This is a genomic window from Enterobacter sp. BIDMC 29, from assembly GCF_019378755.1.
Classification (GTDB): domain Bacteria; phylum Pseudomonadota; class Gammaproteobacteria; order Enterobacterales; family Enterobacteriaceae; genus Enterobacter; species Enterobacter ludwigii.
Map to the genome: position 1 here is coordinate 1,693,069 of NZ_CP080000.1, position 22,508 is coordinate 1,715,576.

22 protein-coding genes are annotated in these 22,508 nt (G+C 52.5%); 9 read left to right on the forward strand and 13 right to left on the reverse strand.

The features are described from left to right. Nucleotides 1-666: a helix-turn-helix transcriptional regulator gene (locus JTA15_RS07525; protein ID WP_255580169.1), complete on the reverse strand. Its 666-nt coding sequence runs from the start codon at nucleotides 664-666 to the stop codon at nucleotides 1-3. Nucleotides 667-983: 317 nt separating this feature from the next. Between JTA15_RS07525 and fabI the strand changes: the two genes are divergently transcribed. From fabI to pdeR, 4 genes are all read left to right on the forward strand, one after another. Continuing rightward, nucleotides 984-1,772, forward strand: coding sequence for an enoyl-ACP reductase FabI (gene fabI / locus JTA15_RS07530; RefSeq protein ID WP_020882447.1), 789 nt, complete (start codon nucleotides 984-986; stop codon nucleotides 1,770-1,772). Between the two features lie 156 nt (nucleotides 1,773-1,928). After that, a complete protein-coding gene (locus JTA15_RS07535) occupies nucleotides 1,929-2,915 on the forward strand; it encodes a CMD domain-containing protein (RefSeq protein WP_014170359.1) in 987 nt (328 codons plus the stop codon). An 88-nt stretch (nucleotides 2,916-3,003) separates the two neighbouring features. Continuing rightward, a complete protein-coding gene (locus JTA15_RS07540; RefSeq protein WP_219373068.1) occupies nucleotides 3,004-4,938 on the forward strand; it encodes an exoribonuclease II in 1,935 nt (644 codons plus the stop codon). Between the two features lie 324 nt (nucleotides 4,939-5,262). Beyond that, on the forward strand, nucleotides 5,263-7,254 hold the full coding sequence (gene pdeR, locus JTA15_RS07545; RefSeq protein ID WP_219373069.1) for a cyclic di-GMP phosphodiesterase: 1,992 nt from the start codon (nucleotides 5,263-5,265) through the stop codon (nucleotides 7,252-7,254). On the opposite strand, the gene JTA15_RS07550 is transcribed toward pdeR, so the two are convergent. Continuing rightward, nucleotides 7,251-8,117 carry a crotonase/enoyl-CoA hydratase family protein gene (locus tag JTA15_RS07550; RefSeq protein WP_014170362.1) on the reverse strand — a complete coding sequence of 289 codons (867 nt, stop codon included), beginning with the start codon at nucleotides 8,115-8,117 and terminating at the stop codon, nucleotides 7,251-7,253. The two genes, pdeR and JTA15_RS07550, sit on opposite strands and share 4 nt — an antisense overlap. 192 nt (nucleotides 8,118-8,309) lie before the next feature. On the opposite strand from JTA15_RS07550, the gene JTA15_RS07555 reads away from it, so the two are divergent. From JTA15_RS07555 to osmB, 3 genes are all read left to right on the forward strand, one after another. Further along, nucleotides 8,310-8,492: a hypothetical protein gene (locus tag JTA15_RS07555; protein ID WP_025204000.1), complete on the forward strand. Its 183-nt coding sequence runs from the start codon at nucleotides 8,310-8,312 to the stop codon at nucleotides 8,490-8,492. Nucleotides 8,493-8,535: 43 nt separating this feature from the next. After that, nucleotides 8,536-9,288 carry a DNA-binding transcriptional regulator YciT gene (locus tag JTA15_RS07560; protein ID WP_020882444.1) on the forward strand — a complete coding sequence of 251 codons (753 nt, stop codon included), beginning with the start codon at nucleotides 8,536-8,538 and terminating at the stop codon, nucleotides 9,286-9,288. Nucleotides 9,289-9,551: 263 nt separating this feature from the next. Beyond that, a complete protein-coding gene (gene osmB, locus JTA15_RS07565) occupies nucleotides 9,552-9,770 on the forward strand; it encodes an osmotically-inducible lipoprotein OsmB (RefSeq protein ID WP_008501216.1) in 219 nt (72 codons plus the stop codon). Nucleotides 9,771-9,874: 104 nt separating this feature from the next. Here the strand turns inward: osmB and yciH are convergent, their stop codons facing one another. The 5 genes from yciH to pgpB all read right to left on the reverse strand — a co-directional run bounded on the left by yciH (nucleotide 9,875) and on the right by pgpB (nucleotide 13,524). After that, complete coding sequence (gene yciH, locus JTA15_RS07570) at nucleotides 9,875-10,201, reverse strand: stress response translation initiation inhibitor YciH (RefSeq protein WP_014170365.1); 327 nt, start codon at nucleotides 10,199-10,201, stop codon at nucleotides 9,875-9,877. Next, on the reverse strand, nucleotides 10,201-10,938 hold the full coding sequence (gene pyrF, locus JTA15_RS07575; protein ID WP_020882443.1) for an orotidine-5'-phosphate decarboxylase: 738 nt from the start codon (nucleotides 10,936-10,938) through the stop codon (nucleotides 10,201-10,203). The genes yciH and pyrF overlap by 1 nt, the downstream gene beginning before the upstream one ends. A 185-nt stretch (nucleotides 10,939-11,123) precedes the next feature. Further along, nucleotides 11,124-12,293: a lipopolysaccharide assembly protein LapB gene (lapB, locus tag JTA15_RS07580; RefSeq protein ID WP_014170367.1), complete on the reverse strand. Its 1,170-nt coding sequence runs from the start codon at nucleotides 12,291-12,293 to the stop codon at nucleotides 11,124-11,126. 6 nt (nucleotides 12,294-12,299) lie between these two features. Further along, entirely contained in the window at nucleotides 12,300-12,608 is a 309-nt protein-coding gene (locus JTA15_RS07585; protein WP_013096374.1) for a LapA family protein, read from the reverse strand. A gap of 148 nt (nucleotides 12,609-12,756) precedes the next feature. Beyond that, on the reverse strand, nucleotides 12,757-13,524 hold the full coding sequence (gene pgpB / locus JTA15_RS07590; RefSeq protein ID WP_020882442.1) for a phosphatidylglycerophosphatase B: 768 nt from the start codon (nucleotides 13,522-13,524) through the stop codon (nucleotides 12,757-12,759). Nucleotides 13,525-13,721: 197 nt separating this feature from the next. Between pgpB and ribA the strand changes: the two genes are divergently transcribed. Beyond that, entirely contained in the window at nucleotides 13,722-14,312 is a 591-nt protein-coding gene (gene ribA, locus JTA15_RS07595; protein WP_003856813.1) for a GTP cyclohydrolase II, read from the forward strand. A 44-nt stretch (nucleotides 14,313-14,356) separates the two neighbouring features. Here the strand turns inward: ribA and acnA are convergent, their stop codons facing one another. The 6 genes from acnA to topA all read right to left on the reverse strand — a co-directional run bounded on the left by acnA (nucleotide 14,357) and on the right by topA (nucleotide 21,846). After that, on the reverse strand, nucleotides 14,357-17,032 hold the full coding sequence (acnA, locus tag JTA15_RS07600) for an aconitate hydratase AcnA (RefSeq protein ID WP_138013898.1): 2,676 nt from the start codon (nucleotides 17,030-17,032) through the stop codon (nucleotides 14,357-14,359). Between the two features lie 163 nt (nucleotides 17,033-17,195). Next, nucleotides 17,196-17,294, reverse strand: coding sequence for a small membrane protein YmiC (gene ymiC / locus JTA15_RS21710; protein WP_032669830.1), 99 nt, complete (start codon nucleotides 17,292-17,294; stop codon nucleotides 17,196-17,198). 140 nt (nucleotides 17,295-17,434) lie between these two features. Further along, a complete protein-coding gene (locus tag JTA15_RS07605) occupies nucleotides 17,435-17,605 on the reverse strand; it encodes a hypothetical protein (protein ID WP_032669764.1) in 171 nt (56 codons plus the stop codon). Nucleotides 17,606-17,607: 2 nt separating this feature from the next. Beyond that, on the reverse strand, nucleotides 17,608-17,748 hold the full coding sequence (locus JTA15_RS07610; RefSeq protein ID WP_214579162.1) for a YmiA family putative membrane protein: 141 nt from the start codon (nucleotides 17,746-17,748) through the stop codon (nucleotides 17,608-17,610). Nucleotides 17,749-18,086: 338 nt separating this feature from the next. After that, complete coding sequence (gene cysB / locus JTA15_RS07615) at nucleotides 18,087-19,061, reverse strand: HTH-type transcriptional regulator CysB (protein WP_006175683.1); 975 nt, start codon at nucleotides 19,059-19,061, stop codon at nucleotides 18,087-18,089. A 187-nt stretch (nucleotides 19,062-19,248) separates the two neighbouring features. Next, nucleotides 19,249-21,846 (reverse strand): type I DNA topoisomerase, encoded by a 2,598-nt coding sequence (topA, locus tag JTA15_RS07620; RefSeq protein ID WP_020882439.1) that lies wholly within the window; start codon nucleotides 21,844-21,846, stop codon nucleotides 19,249-19,251. A 399-nt stretch (nucleotides 21,847-22,245) separates the two neighbouring features. On the opposite strand from topA, the gene JTA15_RS07625 reads away from it, so the two are divergent. Next, complete coding sequence (locus tag JTA15_RS07625; protein ID WP_020882438.1) at nucleotides 22,246-22,497, forward strand: YciN family protein; 252 nt, start codon at nucleotides 22,246-22,248, stop codon at nucleotides 22,495-22,497. The last annotated feature ends 11 nt before the right edge of the window (nucleotides 22,498-22,508 follow it).

A 22,508-nucleotide genomic window follows, 5' to 3' on the forward strand; every position in this document is an offset into this window, starting at 1 on the left:
TTACCGCATAACGGCATATTTACCGGAAAAATGATATTCCTGTTTTTGGTGCGACGTATTATCCGGTGACAGATAATCAATTATGACTTCAGCCATGTTTTCCCGGCTTTTATCTAGGCCTTCTGGACGCCGTCCCCTGATGGCGATTTCTTTTACCCTCCCACGATGATCAAGCAAAAGTTTTCTCAGTCTTTTGGTCACATCCTGTATCGCAGGATTAAAAATATGATCATATTCCGTCAGGGTATCGTTATAGGAAAACGTCCGCGCCAGCCGACATATCTTCACGTCAGGTTTACGGAGCCCTTCTAATAACAGTGAAGGATGGTAACGCTGGAAGTCCCATATTTCATCGCTTCGATATTGAGACGGTGTTTTCCCGGTCAATTTCTTAAACGCGCGGGCAAAACCCTGTCCACTATGATACTGAAAAATGTGAGCGATTTCGGTGACCGGCAGCGACGTCATCCTTAATAAAGACGCGGCATAGCTCATTCGTCTCCTGAGCATATACTCACCCAGCGACTGGTGGAATTGGTGTTTAAACCAGATTTCGAGCGTCCTTCTGCTGTAACCCGTTTTTACGACCAGCCGATCGATATGCTCCAGAGATAAAATATTATCTTCAACCCAGTCTATAACGTGTTTGTTAATGATTTCTTTCATGTTTTGACTCTAACTGGATTGTAATACGTAAAATCCACTGAACGGATCATTTTGCGCAAAAACGCCCGCCTCTGGTTGGATGAGGCGAACCGGCCGCGCAGTGATATAATGGACGGATGCCTGTGAAACAGCGTGATAACGCGTTCGCTCACCCCCTTCCATGACATACGTCACGGGCTTTGAGCGAGAAATAGCGTGACACAAGGGGCACTGAGTGGGATATAATTTCGAGCTAATTTCGAATGACTTTGAAATGTTGCCTGTAATGCTATGATTTACAAGGCAAAAAATAAGCAATGAATATAAGGATTAAATCTATGGGTTTTCTTTCCGGTAAGCGCATTCTGGTAACTGGCGTTGCCAGCAAACTGTCCATCGCATACGGCATCGCACAGGCTATGCATCGCGAAGGCGCTGAGCTGGCGTTCACCTACCAGAACGACAAGCTGAAAGGCCGTGTAGAAGAGTTTGCCGCGCAGCTGGGTTCCAGCCTTGTTCTGGAATGCGACGTTGCACAAGACGAAAGCATCGATGGCATGTTTGCTGAACTGGCAAAAGCATGGCCGAAATTCGACGGTTTCGTTCACTCCATCGGCTTCGCTCCTGGCGATCAGCTGGACGGCGACTACGTGAACGCGGTAACCCGTGATGGCTTCAAAATCGCTCACGACATCAGCTCCTACAGCTTCGTGGCAATGGCTAAATCTTGCCGTGCGATGCTGAACCCCGGCGCAGCTCTGCTGACCCTGTCCTATCTGGGCGCAGAACGTGCTATCCCTAACTACAACGTTATGGGTCTGGCTAAAGCGTCTCTGGAAGCAAACGTCCGCTACATGGCGAACGCGATGGGTCCAGAAGGTGTGCGTGTGAACGCTATCTCTGCGGGTCCAATCCGTACCCTGGCAGCTTCCGGTATCAAAGATTTCCGTAAAATGCTGGCGCACTGCGAAGCGGTTACTCCGATTCGTCGTACCGTTACCATTGAAGATGTGGGTAACTCTGCAGCGTTCCTGTGCTCTGACCTTTCCGCGGGTATCTCCGGCGAAGTGGTTCACGTTGACGGCGGCTTCAACATCGCTGCAATGAACGAGCTGGAAATTAAATAAGCTGTGACTCTCTTCCCTCACGGGAAGAGAGTTTTCCTTCCTCCGCCCGACCCCTTCGTTATTCCGTTCAGCTATTTGTTATCACCTAACAATATTTTTCCCCACATCTGCCTTACGCCAGGATATTGATCGCCATTTTGAGATCAAGGAACGCCCATGGAACAACGCCGTTTTTCCGGCAAAGGCCACTGGTACCACGAAACCCAGTCAAACCACGCGCAGACGGATGTTCTGCCTCTGGTGCCCGAAGCCGCTAACGTCGACGATCGTTTTTTGCTCGATTTAGCCCTGCCTGACGAGATTGTCGCCGCCTGTACTGGCTGGCTCACCCCTGCCAGAACCTTATGCCACCTGTTGTTTCCGCTCTCAATCTCCGTTAACCGGCTGCATACGCTCAGCGCCTACGACAGATTGAGTACTGCATTAACGGTCGCGCAGGCCTGTGGCGTCCAACGGTTGTGTAACCACTATGCCGCCCTCCTCGCCCCGCTTCCCGGCCCTGACTCCTCACGCGAAAGTAACCGCCGCCTGGCACAAATCACCCAGTACGCCCGTCAGCTCGCCAGCTCACCTGATGTCATCGATGATAAAGCACAGCAGCAGCTTGATGAGGTGGGCCTGACAACCTACGACATGGTGCTTATTAATCAGATTATCGGCTTTATTGGTTTTCAGGCACGCGTGGTGGCCGTCTTTCAGGCCCTGCTGGGGCATCCTGTACGCTGGCTACCCGGCCACCATATTCAGCCGCACACGCTGCCAGCAGCTCCTGAGTCCTGGGTGGCGCTTTTACCTGTCGTTGAACTGCGTTATGCCAGCGCGCATCAGCTTGAATCGCTTTCCCGCTGGCAGGCCGAACCCGCCCTTGAAGCGCTGACGCCGGTACTCAGCCATGAGCCCATCCTGCTCGACCTGACGGGTGAGATCCTGGTAAACAGCCATGATGATATTTCTCTTGATTCGCCGGCGCTTTCGGCGGCAATCGACTTGTTGACGCGTTCTCCGGACCGCTTCAGTGCCGCACAGTTCACCCCGCTCACTGAACAAGGACTGCCTGCGGTACGGGCGATAAAACTGCTCACCCGGAGCGCGATGGATGGCTGGCTTGAACGCCTGAAAGTCGCGTTTGGCAAAGGGGAATAACCATACTAATTACCCAAAGACCGCTTGCTGTGACAGTGAGAATCGCGTAAAACTGTCAGCCGCTCAATGGCTACGAAAATAGAACATTATGTTTCAGGACAACCCGCTGCTAGCGCAGCTTAAACAGCAACTGCATTCCCAGACGCCGCGTGCAGAAGGGGTCGTAAAAGCCACGGAAAAGGGCTTTGGCTTCCTTGAAGTTGATGCGCAGAAAAGCTACTTCATTCCGCCACCGCAGATGAAGAAAGTGATGCATGGCGACCGCATTACGGCCGTCATTCATACCGAAAAGGAACGTGAGTCCGCCGAGCCGGAAGAACTGATCGAACCGTTCCTGACCCGCTTCGTGGGTAAGGTCCAGCGAAAAGACGATCGTCTTTCTATCGTGCCGGATCATCCCCTGCTGAAAGATGCCATTCCTTGCCGCGCCGCCCGTGGTGTTGAGCATGATTTCAAAGAAGGTGACTGGGCCGTAGCAGAAATGCGCCGTCATCCTCTGAAAGGCGATCGTGGCTTTTATGCTGAACTGACCCAGTTCATCACCTTTGGCGACGACCATTTCGTGCCATGGTGGGTGACGCTTGCACGCCATAATCTTGAGAAAGAAGCGCCAGACGGCGTAGCGACTGAAATGCAGGACGAAGGCCTGACGCGTCGCGACCTCACTGCCCTGGAGTTTGTCACTATCGACAGCGCCAGCACAGAAGATATGGATGATGCGCTGTATGCGGAAGAGAGCGCTGATGGCAAAGTGCATTTGACCGTCGCCATTGCCGATCCCACCGCATGGATCGTTGAAGGCAGCAAGCTGGACGATATGGCAAAAGTCCGATCGTTCACTAACTACCTGCCGGGCTTCAACATCCCCATGTTGCCGCGCGAACTGTCAGATGACCTCTGCTCACTGCGTCCAAATGAAGTGCGTCCGGTCCTTGCCTGCCGCATGACCATCGCCGCCGATGGCGCGATCGAAGACGATATTGAATTTTTTGCCGCAACCATCGAATCGAAAGCCAAGCTGGCCTACGACAATGTTTCCGACTGGCTTGAGAATACCGGCACCTGGAAACCGGAATCAGACGCGATTGCCGCACAGATCCGCCTGCTGCACCGCATTTGTCTGAACCGCGGCGAGTGGCGTAAAACCCATGCGCTGGTCTTTAAGGAGCGTCCGGACTATCGCTTTGTGCTGGGTGAGAAAGGCGAGGTGTTGAATATCGTGGCCGAACCGCGTCGCATTGCGAACCGCATTGTTGAAGAAGCGATGATTTCTGCCAACATTTGTGCCGCTCGCGTCCTGCGTGACAAGCTGGGCTTTGGTATTTACAACGTCCACACCGGTTTTGATCCGGCCAATACCGAAGCGCTGGCGGCCCTGCTGAAGAACCACGATGTGCACGTTGACCCTGAAGAAGTGCTGACGCTGCAGGGCTTCTGTAAGCTGCGCCGCGAGCTGGATGCACAGCCATCCGGTTTCCTCGACAGCCGTATCCGTCGCTTCCAGTCCTTTGCTGAAATCAGCACCGAGCCGGGTCCACACTTTGGCCTCGGCCTGGAAGCCTACGCGACCTGGACGTCACCTATTCGTAAGTATGGTGACATGGTCAACCACCGTCTGCTGAAGGCGATCATTAAGGGTGAGTCCATTGCGCGTCCGCAAAATGACACCACCCTGCAGATGGCCGAACGACGTCGCCTGAACCGTATGGCGGAACGTGACGTGGGAGACTGGCTGTACGCACGCTACCTGCAGGATAAAGCGGGTACAGATACTCGCTTTGCCGCAGAAATCATTGATATCAGCCGGGGCGGTATGCGCGTTCGCCTGGTGGATAACGGTGCCGTCGCCTTTATCCCTGCCCCGTTCCTGCATGCCGTCCGTGACGAACTGGTCTGCAGCCAGGAAAATGGTACTGTGCAAATCAAAGGCGAAACAGTTTACAAAGTCACAGACGTGATTGACGTAAACATCGCTGAAGTTCGCATGGAAACCCGCAGCGTTATCGCGCGCCCGGTCGCCTGATAACCGCTTAAATTGTCGGCCGTTTCCCTTCGGGAAGCGCCGACAATTTTTCTTTTGAACCCCCGCCGCAAAATCATTATTTTTTCGTACTATTTTCAGCGTCTTCCCGCCCAAAATTGCCATAATTATCTACAGTAAAAGAGTGCCGTTATATTCGATTACGTGAATTTTTATACAATAAATAGCCTTTTTCGCCAGACGCGTTTTTTATAAGAAAACCGGGAAAAAACACGACGTTCATTTTTGGGTTGCCGCTGTTTCACAACGGAAAAGTCGACGGCAAATGAATGATTTGTGCGCTAATGAGCAGCTGCGGGAGAAAACATGATGGACGATCTGGAGCAGAATTTGCTGTTTCGTTACATGGGTACGCATAGCCCCTGGTGGCGAATGACAGCTGACAGCAACGCTCTGCACCTTGCCGCCAGCGAAAATTCCGATGTGACTGAGGTGGTGGCGCTGGATGATGAACAAGCCGAACTCATCCGCCAGTTAACCGTCATTACCTCCAGCATCTCCATGACGCTCTCGTTGTACGGCGAAGATGTCCCGGTTCATCTTGTGGGGCGCAAAATAACCCGAAATGAATGGGCCGGCACCGCGTCAGCGTGGAACGATACGCCCTCCGTGGCTCGTGACCTGGCTCAGGGCCTCTCTTTTGCTGAACAGGTTGTCTCTGAAGCCAACTCCGTCATCGTTATTCTCGATCATAACGGCAATATTCAGCGTTTTAACCGGCTGAGTGAAGAATATACCGGTCTGAAAGAACAAGAAGTTATTGGCCAGAACGTCTTCAAGCTGTTTATGAGCCGCAGCGAAGCGGCAGCTTCGAAGCGCAATATCACCGGTTTTTTTCGCAACGGCAGCTCCTACGAGGTCGAACGCTGGATCAAAACGCGTAAAGGGCAACGGTTGTTTTTGTTCAGAAACAAGTTTGTTCATAGTGGCAGCGGCAAAAATGAAATTTTCCTTATCTGTTCCGGCACCGACATTACCGAGGAGCGCCGCGCCCAGGAGCGTCTGCGCGTGCTGGCCAATACCGACACCATCACCGGTTTACCAAACCGTAATGCGATCCACGAACTGATTTCTGATGCCATCGCCAGCCGCGGTGAAACGCAGGTCGGCGTGGTGTATCTCGACCTGGATAACTTTAAAAAGGTCAACGATGCCTACGGGCATATGTTTGGCGACCAGCTGTTGCAGGCTGTCGCTCTGGCCATTCTGAGCTGTCTGGATGACGGTCAGGTGCTGGCGCGACTTGGCGGCGATGAGTTTATTGTCATGGCCACAGATACCTCTCAGGGCGCTCTGGAAGCCATGGCGTCGCGGATCTTAACCCGTCTGCGCCAGCCGTTCAGAATCGGCCTGATAGAAATTTACACCGGTTGCTCGCTCGGTATCGCCCTCGCCCCGCAGCACGGTAACGACAGGGAAAGCGTCATCCGTAATGCCGATACCGCCATGTACACGGCGAAAGAGAATGGCCGGGGCAAGTTCTGCGTCTTCTCACCCGAGATGAACCAGCGCGTATTTGAATATCTCTGGCTGGATACCAACCTGCGTAAAGCGCTGGATAACGATCAACTTCTGATTCACTACCAGCCTAAAATTACCTGGCGGGGTGAAATCCGAAGTCTTGAAGCGCTGGTGCGCTGGCAGTCGCCGGAACGCGGTTTAATCCCTCCGCTGGAGTTTATTTCTTATGCCGAGGAGTCGGGATTGATTGTCCCGCTGGGCCGCTGGGTGATGCTTGATGTGGTGCGCCAGGTGGCTAAATGGCGCGATAAGGGGATTAACCTGCGCGTGGCGGTCAACGTCTCCGCACGTCAGCTGGCCGACCAGACCATTTTCAGCGATTTAAAGCAGGCGCTGAAGGATCTGGATTTTGAATACTGCCCTATCGACGTTGAACTCACGGAAAGCTGCCTTATCGAAAACGAAGAGCTGGCGCTCTCTGTGATCCAGCAGTTCAGCAAACTTGGCGCGCAAATTCATCTTGATGATTTCGGCACCGGCTACTCGTCTCTGTCGCAGCTGGCGCGGTTCCCTATCGACGCCATTAAACTTGATCAATCCTTCGTCAGGGATATACATAAACAATCGATCTCCCAGTCTCTGGTGCGGGCCATCGTCGCGGTGGCACAGGCATTAAACCTGCAGGTCATTGCTGAAGGGGTCGAGAGCGCGAAAGAAGACGCCTTTCTGACCAAGAACGGCGTCAACGAACGGCAGGGCTTTCTCTTCGCTAAGCCAATGCCCGCTGCCGCATTCGAGCGATGGCTAAAGCGATATCAGTCGCGAAAACAGCGTTAACTGGCTTTGCGTAATGCCCCATGATGGCGGTTTTGCAGCATCACCAGACGCTCCATATAGGCGATATCTTTTGGCTCGAGGCAAAACGCCGCATCAACCCAGTCTTCCGTGATATCCATCAGTTCACTGCGCGGCAGTTGCAGTACCCGGGTTCGGGCGCGCAACATCGCCCTTACCCCGTTCAGCTTCGGCCGCAGCGTGTCGATGAAGGTTCTGACGGAGACGTAGCTCTGCCCGGGCTCAAACAGCACATCGACCAATCCATGCTGTTCGTACCATTCTGCCGTATGCGACTCCCCCTTGTAGATGAGTTCTTCCGCCAGTTTCATCCCTGCCCGACGTGCGACCAGCGAATATGCCCCCATGCCCGGGAACAGGTTGAAGGCAATTTCCGGGAAGCCCAGACGGGCATCGCGCTGAGAGAGAACAAAATGGTGTGCCAGCGCAGCCTCAAACCCACCGCCTAGCGCGCTGCCTTCAACCATTGCCAGAGAGACCGCGCCCGTATCAAACCCCCGCGACGCTGCGTGGACACAGTCGACGCAGGCACGTGCATACGCGCGTAACGCTTCACGCCGTCCATTTTGAATGCACTCTACGAAGAACTGTAAATCGCCTCCCGCATTATACATTTCAGGAACCAGTGACCCGGTTACCCAAAAATCGACAAGATACCCGGACTGGCGAACCAGCCAGGAGAGGTTCATGATCTCCTCAATTAACGCATGATTAAAACAAGGACGAGGTTGCGCCCGCAGCATCATCCAGATGGTGTGCCGCTCTTCCTCGTAGTAGGCTGACAACTGTGTGAAACGTTCAGTATCGGTAAACAGGGTGCAGGTAGGCTGGTTGATAACTGTCATAGTCTAATTCCTCACAGAAAAAGCGCCTTGCGCGCAGTTTTAGACTAATCCACTCATTAAGCCCGCAGCATGTGGGGGAATAAATTTATCACTTTCATTTATGTAATTTAGTTATTGCATTTTTTCCCTTCTCTTTTGATCCCATTTTCTGCATCATTGAAAATATTACCTTTTCGCACCTGGGGTGAGATTATGTCTACTATTGATGCACAAGCTGTAGCACAACGTATTGATACCGTGCTGGATATCCTGGTGGCAGGCGATTATCACTCGGCGATCCGTAATCTGGAGATCCTGAAGTCTGAACTTCTTGCTCAGAAGGGTGCTGAAAACGCGCCTGAGAACGGACAGCCAAAAGCGCCGTGGGAAGTTTGATCCTGCTGTTTTCGAACCTGTTTCGCTTTATTAATTGGATGCTATGAATTCCCGACAACAAATCATTTTGCAGATGGTCATTGACCAGGGACGCGTCAGCGTAGTCGATCTCGCTAAAACCACCGGCGTTTCAGAAGTCACCATCCGCCAGGATCTTAACCTCCTGGAGAAACAGAGCTACCTGCGTCGTGCGCATGGGTATGCGGTCCCGCTCGATAGCGAGGATGTTGAGACGCGCATGATGAACAACTACGCCCTGAAGCGTGAACTGGCGGAGTTTGCCGCGTCTTTAGTCAACAATGGTGAGACGGTGTTTATCGAAAACGGCAGTAGCAATGCCTTACTGGCGCGCACGCTTGCCGAACAGAAAGACGTTACTATCATCACGGTCAGTAGCTATATCGCGCACCTGCTCAAAGAGACCCGCTGCGAGGTGATCCTGCTGGGCGGCATTTACCAGAAAAAAAGCGAAAGCATGGTTGGCCCCCTGACCCGCCAGTATGTTCAGCAGGTCCATTTCAGCAAGGCCTTTATTGGTATTGATGGCTGGCAGCCAGAAACGGGCTTCACCGGCCGCGATATGATGCGTTCTGATGTGGTGAATGCGGTGCTGGAAAAAGAGTGTGAAGCCATTGTGCTGACTGACAGCTCAAAATTTGGCGCCGTTCACCCTTATACCATGGGGCCAGTCTCTCGCTTTAGCCGCGTAATTACCGACGAACGTTTGAGCGATGAGCATCGTATTAAACTGGAAGATGACGGTCTTATCGTCAATATTATTAAAAAGTCGTCCTGAGTCCTTTAAGCGCCCGAATGTCGGGCGCCTATGTCCCTACTGTCTGAGATGATTCCTAACCCTCCTTTAAGAGTTTTTACCTGTTTAACCCGCCTTAAAGTCGTAAAATTAATGTTAGCGATATAACAGGAAGTGACTATCACCTGCGTGATTACGTAACGCCTGCGCGACCAGCTTTCACGGAAAACAGTTTTTAAGTATTCAATTCGTCTATACTTAAAGCGTAGCTCTTTCCGTGAATCGATAATTCAGGAGAAAGTATTATGACCTTAACCAGCAAAAAATTAGCCGCCGCTGTTCTGGCAATCACTGTAGCAATGTCCCTGAGCGCTTGCTCTAACTGGTCTAAACGTGACCGCAACACCGCAATTGGTGCCGGTGCTGGTGCTCTGGGCGGTGCGGTATTAACAGATGGCAGTACGCTGGGTACATTAGGTGGCGCTGCTGTCGGTGGTATTATCGGTCACCAGGTCGGCAAATAATTATTAAATAAGCCTTCACCGGTACTGCGATATTAGAACGCATTTCAGGTCTGACTTACGCACGTAAAAAAAAGAGCCACGGCAAATGCCGTGGCTCATCTATTTTAGCCGCCCGCCAGTTTCACTTTCATGCCTTTGGCTTCGAGCAGGGATTTAATTAAATCACGTTTATCGCCCTGGATTTCGATAATGCCGTCTTTCACGGCACCACCGCAGCCACATTTCTTTTTCAGATCGGCGGCCAGCTTAACCAGTTCCGCGTCGTCAAGATCAATGCCGGAGATAAGGCATACGCCCTTACCTTTGCGTCCACTGGTTTGACGCTGGATACGAACAATACCGTCCCCCTTCGGGCGCTCGGCTTTCGCTTTTGGTTCGTCTATACGCCCACTTTCTGTTGAGTAGACCAGACGACTGTTTGAATCAGTCATTATGCCCCCTTTTTCAGTGATGCATTGATCGCCTTGAGCGTCTCTGACGGGTTAGCCGATTGCGTCACAGGACGCCCGATGACCATATAGTCTACCCCTGCCGCCAGCGCCTGTTCAGGCGTCATAATGCGACGCTGATCGCCGGCCTCGCTGCCGGCCGGGCGGATACCTGGGGTAACAAGTTTGAAAGCCTGGCCCAGTTCTGATTTGAAACGCACGGCTTCCTGCGCGGAACAAACGACACCATCAAGCCCGCAATTTTGCGTCAGGCGCGCGAGACGCTCTGCATGCTCAGCAGGTGACAACGTCACACCGAGATCGCGTAAATCACTCTCATCCATACTGGTCAGCACGGTAACCGCAATCAGCAACGGTGCGTCGCTGCCGAACGGCAGGAGCGCTTCACGGGCCGCGGTCATCATTCTTGCCCCACCCGATGCATGCACATTGACCATCCATACCCCCAGTTCGGCAGCAGCAGCCACGGCGTGCGCGGTAGTATTCGGGATATCGTGGAATTTAAGGTCGAGGAAAACGTCAAAACCGCGCTGTTGCAGGTCGCGTACGATCTGCGGTCCAAACAGCGTGAACATCTCTTTGCCAACTTTCAGACGGCAGTCGCGAGGGTCTATACCGTCGACAAAGGCCAGTGCCGCGTCACGTTTATTGTAATCAAGCGCAACAACAACAGGAGAATCAGTAATTACGCGGGAAGCGGAGGAAGTAACAGACGTCATGACCAGCCCTTTTCGTCTATGGGCGCGCAGCGGCGCGGAACAGATAAACGGCGAGCATTCTACCTGCCAGCGCTGAAAATTGACAGGATCGATTTACTCTCCTGCCTGGCCGGCAAACCGCACGGACTCGATGGGTTCTGAAAACCCATCAGTATGTTGTAACTAAAATAGATCGTTTTTAAAAATTACTGCCCATCAAGGCCTCGGATTGGCTTGATGGTCGACCATGCCCGGCATGAAGGACAGTGCCAGTACAGCGTATACGCCGTAAACCCACATTTCTGGCAACGATAGCGCGGTTTGCTTCGTACCTGCTCGCCTACCATGTCGCGCAGTACCATCAGGCTCTCTTTGGCGCGCCCTTCCTCTGCATCGTTGAGGTGGTAGTCCATCAGCTTATGGAAAACCCGCATGGTCGGATGACGTTGCAGCTGACGCGTAATATAGACCTGCGCGGTATCACTGCCCTCATACTGCTCAACCACGTCCGAGAGCATCAGTTCGGCAGTCGCGCCGGTGTTCTCTTCCACGCAACGTCGCAGGAACGCCACCCATTCATCCTGCTTATCCAGTTGTTGATAGCAGGTTTGCAGCATGTCGAGGGTTTCACTGACCAGCTCTTTATCCTGGTCAATAACCCGCAACAGGCTCTCTACAGCTTTGGCATAGTCGCCGTTCGCCATAAAGACGCGCCCCATCATGATGGAGATACGCGCACTGTTACGGTCAGCGGCGGCACCCTTTTTAAGCAACGCCATGGCTTTGTCCATGTCGTCGTTGCCCATTTGCTGAAGGGCCAGTTCACAGTAGAAGTGGGCTATCTCAACTCGCTGCTTATCTTTGCCCAGCTTCACCAGACGCTCGGCCGTATCAATGGCTTTCTGCCAGTCACTGGTGGCCTGATAAATCTGCAGCAGCTGCTGCAAGGCGCTGACGCGGAAATCCGTTTCATCCACCAGCTGCGAGAACATGTCTTCTGCACGGTCGTACAGCCCCGCCGCCATGTAATCACGGCCCAGCTGTTGTACCGCCAGCAGGCGTTGATCGTAGGTCAACGAGGCGCTTTCCATAAGGGTCTGGTGAATACGAATGGCGCGATCAACCTCGCCGCGCGAGCGGAACAGGTTTCCCAGGGTGAGATGCGCTTCAACGGTGCCCGTATCCTCTTTGAGCATATCGAGGAACAGGTCTACTGCTTTGTCCTGTTGATTGCTCAGCAGGAAGTTCACCCCAGCAACGTAGTCGCGGGAGAGTCGGTTAGCCTCATCCTGTTTTGTTTGTTGCGCACTTCTGCGGCCCATATACCAGCCATAGGCTGCGGCTACAGGCAAAAGCAGAAACAACAACTCCAGCATAGTCGATTATTCCTTGACGACCGGCACACCAGAGCTTTCCGGAATGTCGGACGCAGGCGCAATTTGATGTTCGAGTCGTTTAATTTTACGTTCAGCGCGCGCAAGTGAAACACGAACTTTCAACCAGAAAAGACCGCATACCAGCCAGCCAATCGCAAAGCCCGCGGCGAATAAAACCGCCAGAAGGCTCGATACACGATACTCGCCCTGCGCCAGCAGATAGTTAAACGTCACCTGTTGATCGTTTTGTGCACCCAATGTGACTGAAATGACAAAAATCGCCAATACCAGTAAGAAAATGAGTAAATATTTCACATTACTTCCCGTTATGTGGTTCAAGCGAATAAAGTGTGTTCAACTCACCGCAATCAGCCTTATAAACTACCATTTTAGTGACGGGCGCGAAACGGAAAAAGTGACGCGCCAGTCATGGATTTATGGGCAAAACACGGAATATCAACCGTCAGGCGTCGCTTTGGTCCCTTTCGGCGATCTCTTCTTCCTCGACAGGCGGTGGCGTTAACGGACCGCAGATGCGTTCAGCAAGCCATGTTGCCAGCGTCACAAGCAGCCATGAGATCAGCGTAGCCACCACCAAATCCCGCGGCCAGTGCATCCCCAGCAGCAAACGACTGCCCATCACCCCTGTGGCCCAGACCAGTAAAATCGCGATCGTGACCGTACGTCGCCGTGGCCAAAGCAGCCCTACTCCCAGTAACGCCCAGCTGGCAGCAAACATGGTATGGCCGGAAGGAAAAGCAAACCCGGTCTCTTTTTGCCAGTGTTTACGTAAGAACTTCGGGATATCCTGCTGTTCCGCAAGCTGTTCTTTGACCAGCGCACCACGATCTTTACGTTTTAAATTGTAGAACTCATCCACCGGAACATGGTGCGCTTTTTCCAGCCAGACGACAAAAGGACGCGGCTCCTGGACATGATCTTTAACCCAGGACTTCACGCCCTGACCGATGAGGATCGCCCCACCCAGTATCGCAAAGAGCATCAGCGCCGCACGCAGACGAAAGCGCAAACACCACAGAAACCAGGCGCAAAGGATCACATGCGTGATAATTCCCCACGGCTGGGTGACCGTCTCCGTTATCCAGTATAATGTTTTCAGCCATGTGGCGTTCTGCCCCGGCTGCCACATCCAGCCTGAGACCCATACGGCCAGCGGCATAATAAGTAGAATGGCCGCACCTGCTGCCGTACGTCTGGCGATTGAAAGCATGTCTTCTCCTTTTTCGCTAAGCACCACAATCATAACTGAAATTCATCTGTTGGGTGGATATGTCGGATCGTGCGTTTAACGTCCATATAGCATGGCGCCCATTAGGCGAACGTGCTGAGCTTGTGGCAAAATGAACAGATACAGAAAGCCAAACAGGCGAAAGGCACGAAACGTGTCAGCCTACTCTGGAGAATCACATGCAGCTTAAACGTGTGGCAGAAGCCAAACTGCCAACCCCATGGGGCGATTTCCTGATGGTGGGATTTGAAGAACTGGCAACCGGACAGGATCATGTCGCGCTGGTGTTCGGTGACATTTCAGGACAGACGCCGGTACTCTCTCGCGTACATTCGGAGTGTCTGACTGGCGATGCCTTGTTCAGCCTGCGCTGTGATTGCGGTTTCCAGCTTGAAGCAGCCCTTTCTCACATCGCTGAAGAAGGTCGTGGGGTGCTGCTTTATCACCGTCAGGAAGGTCGTAATATTGGCCTGCTGAATAAAATCCGCGCCTACGCGCTGCAGGATCAGGGATACGATACGGTTGAAGCGAACCACCAGCTCGGGTTCGCCGCCGATGAACGCGACTTTACCCTGTGCGCCGATATGTTCAAGCTTCTGGGGGTAGATGAGGTCCGTCTGCTGACCAATAACCCGAAAAAGGTGGAAATCCTGACCGAAGCGGGGATCAATATCGTCGAACGTGTTCCGCTGATTGTCGGCCGCAACCCGAAAAATGCCCACTATCTTGATACCAAAGCCGCCAAAATGGGTCACCTCCTGAGCGAGTGATCGCGAGATGCCCGGCATCGCCATCGCGAGCCGGGCTGACTGCGTCAATCCAGCATTTTACGAATCACGTAATGTAATATGCCGTCGTTCTGGTAGTAGGTCAGCTCGGTTGCCGTATCAATGCGACACCGGCATTCAAGCACTTCCGTTTTACCGTCTGCTCGCGTTAACGTCACCGGAACCGTTTTACCCGGCTGCAGGTTTTGCAGACCACTAATATCAATCTGCTCTTCCCCGGTCAGTCCCAGCGTTTTACGGGTGACGCCCTGCGGGAACTCTAGCGGCAGGATCCCCATCCCGATAAGATTCGAACGGTGAATACGCTCGAAAGATTCGGCAATGACCACGCGAACCCCAAGCAGGCGCGGACCTTTCGCTGCCCAGTCTCGACTGGAGCCGGAGCCATACTCTTTACCGGCAATCACCGCCAGCGGCGTGCCTTCCTGCTGGTATTTGACGGCGGCATCATAAATCGAAACCACTTCCGTGCCAGGTAAATGACGCGTCATGCCCCCTTCCACGCCCGGAACCATTTCGTTGCGGATGCGGATGTTGGCAAACGTCCCGCGCATCATCACTTCGTGGTTACCACGACGCGATCCGTAGGAGTTGAAGTCCCGGCGTTCCACCCCCCGGCTTTGCAGATAGCGGCCAGCCGGACTGTCGGCTTTGATACTGCCCGCCGGCGAGATGTGGTCCGTGGTAACGGAATCGCCCAGCATCGCCAGAATACGCGCCCCGTGGATATCCTTAAGCGGAGCAGGTTCAGCCAGCATGTCATCAAAGAACGGTGACAGACGAATATAGGTCGAATCATCCTGCCAGTCATAGGTATCCGAGCCCACGACGTTAATTGTTTTCCATTCCGGTGTGCCTTCAAACACTTCCGCATACTCTTTGCGGAACATTTCGGTTGAGACCTTTTCAACGGCTCGCGCGATGTCGCGTGAAGACGGCCAGATATCTTTCAGATAAACAGGCTCGTTCTTGCGATCGTGACCAATCGGGTCTGTCGTGAGATTGATGTTCATGTTTCCCGCCAGAGCGTAAGCCACAACCAGCGGCGGCGAGGCCAGCCAGTTGGTTTTCACCAGCGGATGAATACGCCCTTCAAAGTTGCGGTTACCGGAAAGAACCGCACCCACGGTAAGATCGCCCTGCTTGATCGCCGTTTCAATCGGCTCAGGCAGCGGACCGGAGTTACCGATACAGGTAGTACATCCGTAACCCACGAGATTAAAGCCCAGCTCGTCAAGGTACGGGGTGAGTTTTGCCTGCGCCAGGTAATCTGAAACCACTTTAGAGCCCGGGGCCAGCGAAGCCTTAACCCACGGCTGTGGTTTCAGACCAAGCTCAACGGCTTTTTTGGCCAACAGCCCCGCGGCCATCAAAACGCTTGGGTTCGAGGTGTTGGTGCAGGAGGTGATAGCGGCAATAACCACCGCGCCATCCGGAAGTTGATACTGATGTCCGTTCAGGACATAGTCTATTGGACGGTGATCTTTTTTCGCGACATTGACTTCCAGTTCATTGCTGGCGGCAAAAGCTTTTGGAACGTCCGGTAACGCGACCCGATCCTGCGGGCGTTTTGGCCCGGCAAGGCTCGCCTCGACGCTTCCCATATCCAGCTCAAGCGTGCTGGTAAATACCGGCTCATCACCCGGGTTTCGCCACATCCCCTGCGCTTTAGTGTAGGCCTCGACCAGCGCGACCTGCTCTTCACTGCGACCACTCAGGCGCATATATTCCAGCGTGACGTCATCGATGGGGAAGAAGCCACAGGTCGCGCCATATTCCGGCGCCATATTGGCGATCGTGGCGCGATCGGCCAGCGGCAGCGAATCCAGTCCGTCACCGTAGAATTCAACAAATTTACCCACCACCCCATGCTTACGCAGCATCTGGGTGACGGTTAACACCAGGTCGGTCGCGGTAATGCCTTCCGACAGCTTACCGGTGAGCTTGAAGCCCACCACATCAGGAATGAGCATCGACACCGGCTGACCAAGCATAGCCGCTTCCGCTTCAATACCCCCGACGCCCCACCCCAGCACACCGAGGCCGTTAATCATGGTGGTATGTGAATCCGTCCCGACCAGCGTATCCGGATAAGCCACCCACTCTTTATCCTGCAATTCACTCCAGACGGCTTTGCCCAGATATTCGAGGTTAACCTGATGGCAAATACCGGTTCCAGGCGGAACCACGCTAAAGCGGCTGAACGCCTGTTGCCCCCATTTCAGGAAGACATAGCGCTCGTGGTTACGTTCCATCTCCAGACGTACGTTTTCACCAAAAGCGTCATCATTACCAAAGTGGTCAACGGTCACGGAGTGGTCAATCACGAGGTCAACGGGAGAAAGCGGATTCACTTTTGCCGTATCGCCCCCGAGGCGCTTAACGGCTTCGCGCATGGCGGCTAAATCAACCACGGCAGGAACACCGGTAAAGTCCTGCATCAGGACCCTCGCCGGGCGATAGGCTATTTCTCTGTCGGCATGGGCACTCTTCAGCCACCCCGCCAGCGCCTGGATATCCTCAAGGGTGACGGAATCGCCATCCTGCCAGCGTAAGAGGTTTTCCAGCAAAACTTTCAAGGACTTGGGTAAACGCGAAATGTCCCCAAGCGTTCTGGCAGCCAGTGGCAGGCTATAGTAATGCCAGGTTTTGTTTTCTGCCTGTAATGTGTCCTTACTGGCTTCGCGTAGGGTTAACGACATAAGCTCCTCCTTAATTACAGAGATGTCCTGACAATCATCAGGGCTGTAATTAAAGATAACACAAAGATGTCGTAACGTTTTGATAACAACCCGAATTGATAAATTTAGGAATGGTCCAGTGAAGTGCGAAAACAAAAAACCCCGCCGCAGCGAGGTTTTGGATTTACAGGAAGGCCAGCCAGATGAGCTGAGACCAGAACAGGATCGACACAGAAAAAACGCCGAGCCATGACCAGTATTTGTGAGACATCATGTTATTCATCATAGGGTACACCAGGCATTATTTTTAAAAAGGCTCCGAGGTTTGCCCTCAGTTCTATATTGCTGATGTGTATTTATTAAAGAGTACAAAGGTGCAGAGTCTTTATTCAGACTATTTGCATCATTACGCAATTAACTAAATTATTGTTTTTTGGGTTCGTCTTCTGCGAACACATCAATAAAGGCTTGCTGCTGTGGCGTCAGTTTCCAGGACGCGGGGACAACGGTCGCAGGTGCTTTGCGTCCTTTGTGACCACTGTCACGATGCTGACACATCTGTTTTACCGTTTCTGTACGTACCGTCACTGCCATATTCAACCCCAATATTTCCAGGCAAGGAGAGCAACCACTACCCAAAACAGGGCGGAGACGAGAAAGACCGCCAGCCAGGCTTTACGCTTGAGCGCAGGATCCCTTTGCGGTTCTTCACTTCCTGAAGGCATTGCTAACCTCATACAATCGATATCGCTTATCATTTAGGACCAAACAATTGGTACAATTAATCATCTGTTGAGATAAATCCTAAAGAAACTTTAGCCGAAAAGCCAGTGAATTTACGCATCAATTGGTGGGAAATATTCATTCTTTTGACCAGAAATAAATAATTGAAAAGAAATATTTGCGTAGCCGTAAATTACTTTCTACTTTTGTCGCCAATTCACGACATTAAAACCATACAGATTAAATGGGTAATGACATTATATGGCAGGGAAAATGTAGATGATGATAATTATGATTTAGCTTTGAGGAGTTAATTCGGTATCTTTCCGTGAGGGAAAGATACCGGGAGTGATTATTTTGCCGGAAGTTTGATGTCTTTAAACATCTCTTCAATATCTTCATTTGAACGTAATGCAACCGCCGTATCGACCACGTCACGCGTTAAATGCGGGGCAAAGCGTTGAATAAAATCATACATATAGCTGCGCAGGAAGGTGCTGCGACGGAAACCAATTTTGGTCGTGCTGTGGCTGAAAATATCGTGCGCATCAAGACGAACCAAATCCGGGTCTGAAACCGGGTCGACGGCCATGCTGGCAATCACGCCAACGCCCAGGCCAAGCCGCACATAGGTTTTAATGACATCAGCATCCGTGGCGGTAAAGACAATGCGCGGCGTTAATCCCGCCCGGTTAAAGGCCGTATCAAGCTCAGAGCGTCCGGTGAAGCCGAAGGTGTATGTCACTAAAGGATATTGCGCCAGCTCTTCAATAGTCACCGACCCTTTCCCCGCGAGCGGATGATCCGGGGTCACTACGATAGAACGATTCCAGTGGTAGCACGGTAGCATAACCAGATCGTCATACAGGTGAAGCGCTTCTGTCGCGATGGCAAAGTCCGCGTTGCCCTTTGAAACCGCTTCAGCGATTTGCGTGGGCGAGCCCTGATGCATATGCAAAGAGACGCGCGGATAACGTTCTATAAAGCCCTTAATAACACCTGGCAGCGCATAACGCGCCTGAGTATGCGTTGTGGCAATATAAAGCGAGCCTTTATCCGGCCAGGTATGTTCACCCGCCACGGACTTAATAGCGTCAACTTTGGAGAGGACTTCCCGGGCAATACGAATGATTTCCTGCCCGGCGGGTGTCACCTGCGTAAGGTGCTTACCGCTGCGAGCGAAAATCTGGATACCTAATTCGTCCTCCAGCATACGAACCTGTTTGCTGATGCCCGGTTGCGAGGTATATAACCCCTCAGCGGTAGAAGAGACGTTGAGGTTGTGATTCACCACCTCAACGATATAACGAAGCTGCTGTAATTTCATGCCAGACCATCCGATTTAGCGCACGCGGTCAATCGCTTAAGACGATTTGATAATAAGAAAAGGGTTAACTATAACCACTATATCATTTATAGCCTGACTGTATAGTACGGAACAAAAAATAATAACAAGGTAATAAAAAAGGGCCGGAAGTCCGGCCCTTTTACAGGTAAGTTACGGTAAGGGAAGATTATTTCTTGCCTTCAACCCATTTTCCGTCGACAAAGAAGGCGGACCAGCCGGTCGCTTTCCCCTCTTTCTCAGCCGCAACGTACTGCTGTTTTGTTTTACGGCTAAAACGTACCACCGTTTTATTCCCTTCAGGATCCTGCTGTGGCGCATCGGCCAGATAACGCAGTTTCTCAGGCAGACGGTCGCGGAAACGATGCAGCTCTTCCACCAGCGGCGCGCGGGTTTCACGCGATTTCGGGAAGGTGTTGGCCGCGAGGAAGACCCCGGCAGCACCGTCACGTAACACGAAATAGGCGTCAGACTTCTCACACGGCAATTCTGGCAGCGGAACCGGATCTTCCTTCGGCGGCGCGACTTCACCGTTACGCAGAATCTTACGGGTGTTCTTACACTCGTCGTTGGTGCACGCCATGTATTTCCCGAAACGCCCCATTTTCAGGTGCATTTCCGAGCCACACTTCTCGCACTCAACGATAGGGCCGTCATAGCCTTTGATGCGGAACTCACCCTCTTCGATCTCATAACCATCACACGTTGGGTTATTCCCGCAGACGTGCAATTTACGTTTCGGATCGATTAGGTAGCTGTCCATCGCCGTGCCACATTTCTTACAACGACGTTTGGCACGCAGGGCATTGGTTTCTGCATCGTCACCTTCCAGCACGTTAAGAACTTCGTTCTCAGGTACCAGGTTGATGGTGGTTTTGCAGCGCTCTTTCGGCGATAACGCATAGCCGGAGCAACCGAGGAAGACGCCTGTTGTCGCAGTACGGATCCCCATCTTACGGCCACAGGTTGGGCAATCGATGCTGGTCAGTACCATCTGGTTAGGCAGCATGCCGCCCTCTTCAGGATCTTTCTCCGCTTTTTCAAGCTGGTTGGTAAAGTCGCTGAAGAAGCTGTCGAGCACTTTCTTCCATTCCGCCTGATGGCTGGCAACCTGGTCAAGGCTGTCTTCCATCTGTGCGGTAAAGTCGTAGTTCATCAACTCGCGGAAGTTAGCTTCCAGACGGTCGGTTACGATCTCACCCATTTTTTCAGCGTAGAAACGGCGGTTTTCAACACGCACATAGCCACGATCCTGAATGGTCGAAATGATTGACGCATAGGTTGACGGACGACCAATACCGCGTTTTTCCAGCTCTTTTACCAGCGATGCTTCGCTAAAGCGCGCAGGCGGCTTGGTAAAGTGCTGAGCTGGCACGAGGTCAACCAGAGAGAGTTCATCCCCTTTGTTCACCGCCGGCAGCGTTCGGTCTTCGTCGCCTTTACGCAGTGCAGGCATGACTTTCGTCCAGCCGTCGAAACGCAGGATACGGCCACGCGCTTTCAGACGGAAATCACCCGCACCAACGGTAAGCGTAGTGGAATCATACTGCGCGGGTGTCATTTGACACGCGACGAACTGGCGCCAGATAAGCTGGTACAGCTTCTGGGCGTCGGCTTCCATATCCTTCAGCGATTCCGCTAACACAGAGACGTCAGAAGGACGAATGGCTTCGTGCGCTTCCTGTGAGTTCTCTTTGCTGGCGTACTGGTTAGCGCTTTCCGGCAGGTATTTCTTACCGAAATTGTCACCGATATAGCCGCGCACCATGTTAACCGCATCCTGACTCAGGTTAGTCGAGTCGGTACGCATGTAGGTGATGTAACCCGCTTCATACAAGCGCTGGGCCATCATCATGGTTTTCTTCACGCCATAACCCAGACGCGTGCTTGCGGCCTGTTGCAGCGTAGAGGTAATAAACGGTGCGCCAGGCTTACTGCTGGTCGGTTTGTCTTCACGCTCCAGAACCTGATAGCGTGCTTTTTCCAGCAACGCCACCGCGGCCATGGTCTGGTCACGGTTTTCAGGACGGAAAGGCTTGTCGTTCTGATGGCTCACCTGCAGCGGCAGAGCATCCCCGCCCGGCGTGGTGACATTCGCGTCGACTTCCCAGAACTCTTCTGGCACAAACGCTTTAATTTCGCGTTCACGTTCAACGACAAGACGCACGGCAACGGATTGCACACGGCCTGCGGACAGACCACGGGCAATCTTTTTCCACAGCAGTGGAGACACCATGTAGCCCACAACACGGTCCATAAAGCGACGTGCCTGCTGTGCGTTTACACGGTCAATGTTCAGTTCGCCCGGCTTTTCAAACGCCTGGCGAATCGCATTCTTCGTAATTTCGTTAAACACTACACGGCTGTAGCGTTTGTCATCACCACCGATCACTTCCCGCAGGTGCCACGCAATGGCTTCCCCTTCGCGGTCAAGGTCGGTTGCGAGATAGATGTGGTCTGCTTTTTCAGCAAGCTGTTTCAGCTCATTAACAACTTTTTCTTTCCCGGGCAGCACTTCGTATTGTGCATCCCAGTTATGCCATGGGTTAACACCCATGCGGTTGACAAGCGCGCTACGTTCATCCTTTTTAGGCTTTTTAGCCCCTTTGGTGGAGGTAGAGTCTGCGCTCTTTTTGCTGGCTGAGCCACTGGTCGGCAAATCGCGGATATGACCCACGCTGGACTTAACCACGTAGTCATTACCCAGATACTTATTGATCGTTTTGGCTTTTGCCGGGGACTCAACGATGACGAGAGCTTTACCCATATTCACCTTTACCTAATTTAATTCTTCCAGGAATACGCCGCACGTTGATTTCCCTTCCACTGACGACGCGTCATTGATATTGCGACTGCGTCAGGGGATATCAACCCCTTTGTCTTACCGAACGTCATAGAAATGACGCCCAGGTGATTGAGTTTTCGGGTATTTTTCTCACGCCTCGTATGATTCGTGACGAATTACCGGTCGAATGTCAAGCAATTCTGTTGCCAGAATGACGAAAGCGCACACTCTACCTGATAAAATCCGTTACGCAACTTTATTAGCATGCAAAAGCAAATCACGCCAGCCAGGCTCCTGCACCTTATCCCCTCAGATTACAGGGAAAATTTGCCCCCAAAGCGCCCTCGGCGTAGACTATTGTCACTGTTTAAGGAGTGGATTATGCACAATACGACCCAACCAATTGACCGAGTCTCTCTGCTTATCGAAGCAAACAAGCTTATCCGTGATCATGAAGACACTCTGGCGGGCATTGAAGCCACCGGCGTAGAACAGCGTAATGGCGTGCTGGTTTTCAGCGGCGAATACTTCCTTGACGAACAGGGGCTACCTACCCCGAAAAGCACCGCCGTGTTTAACATGTTTAAATACCTGGCGCATACGCTTTCAGAGAAATATCACCTGGTTGATTAATGCAAAACGCG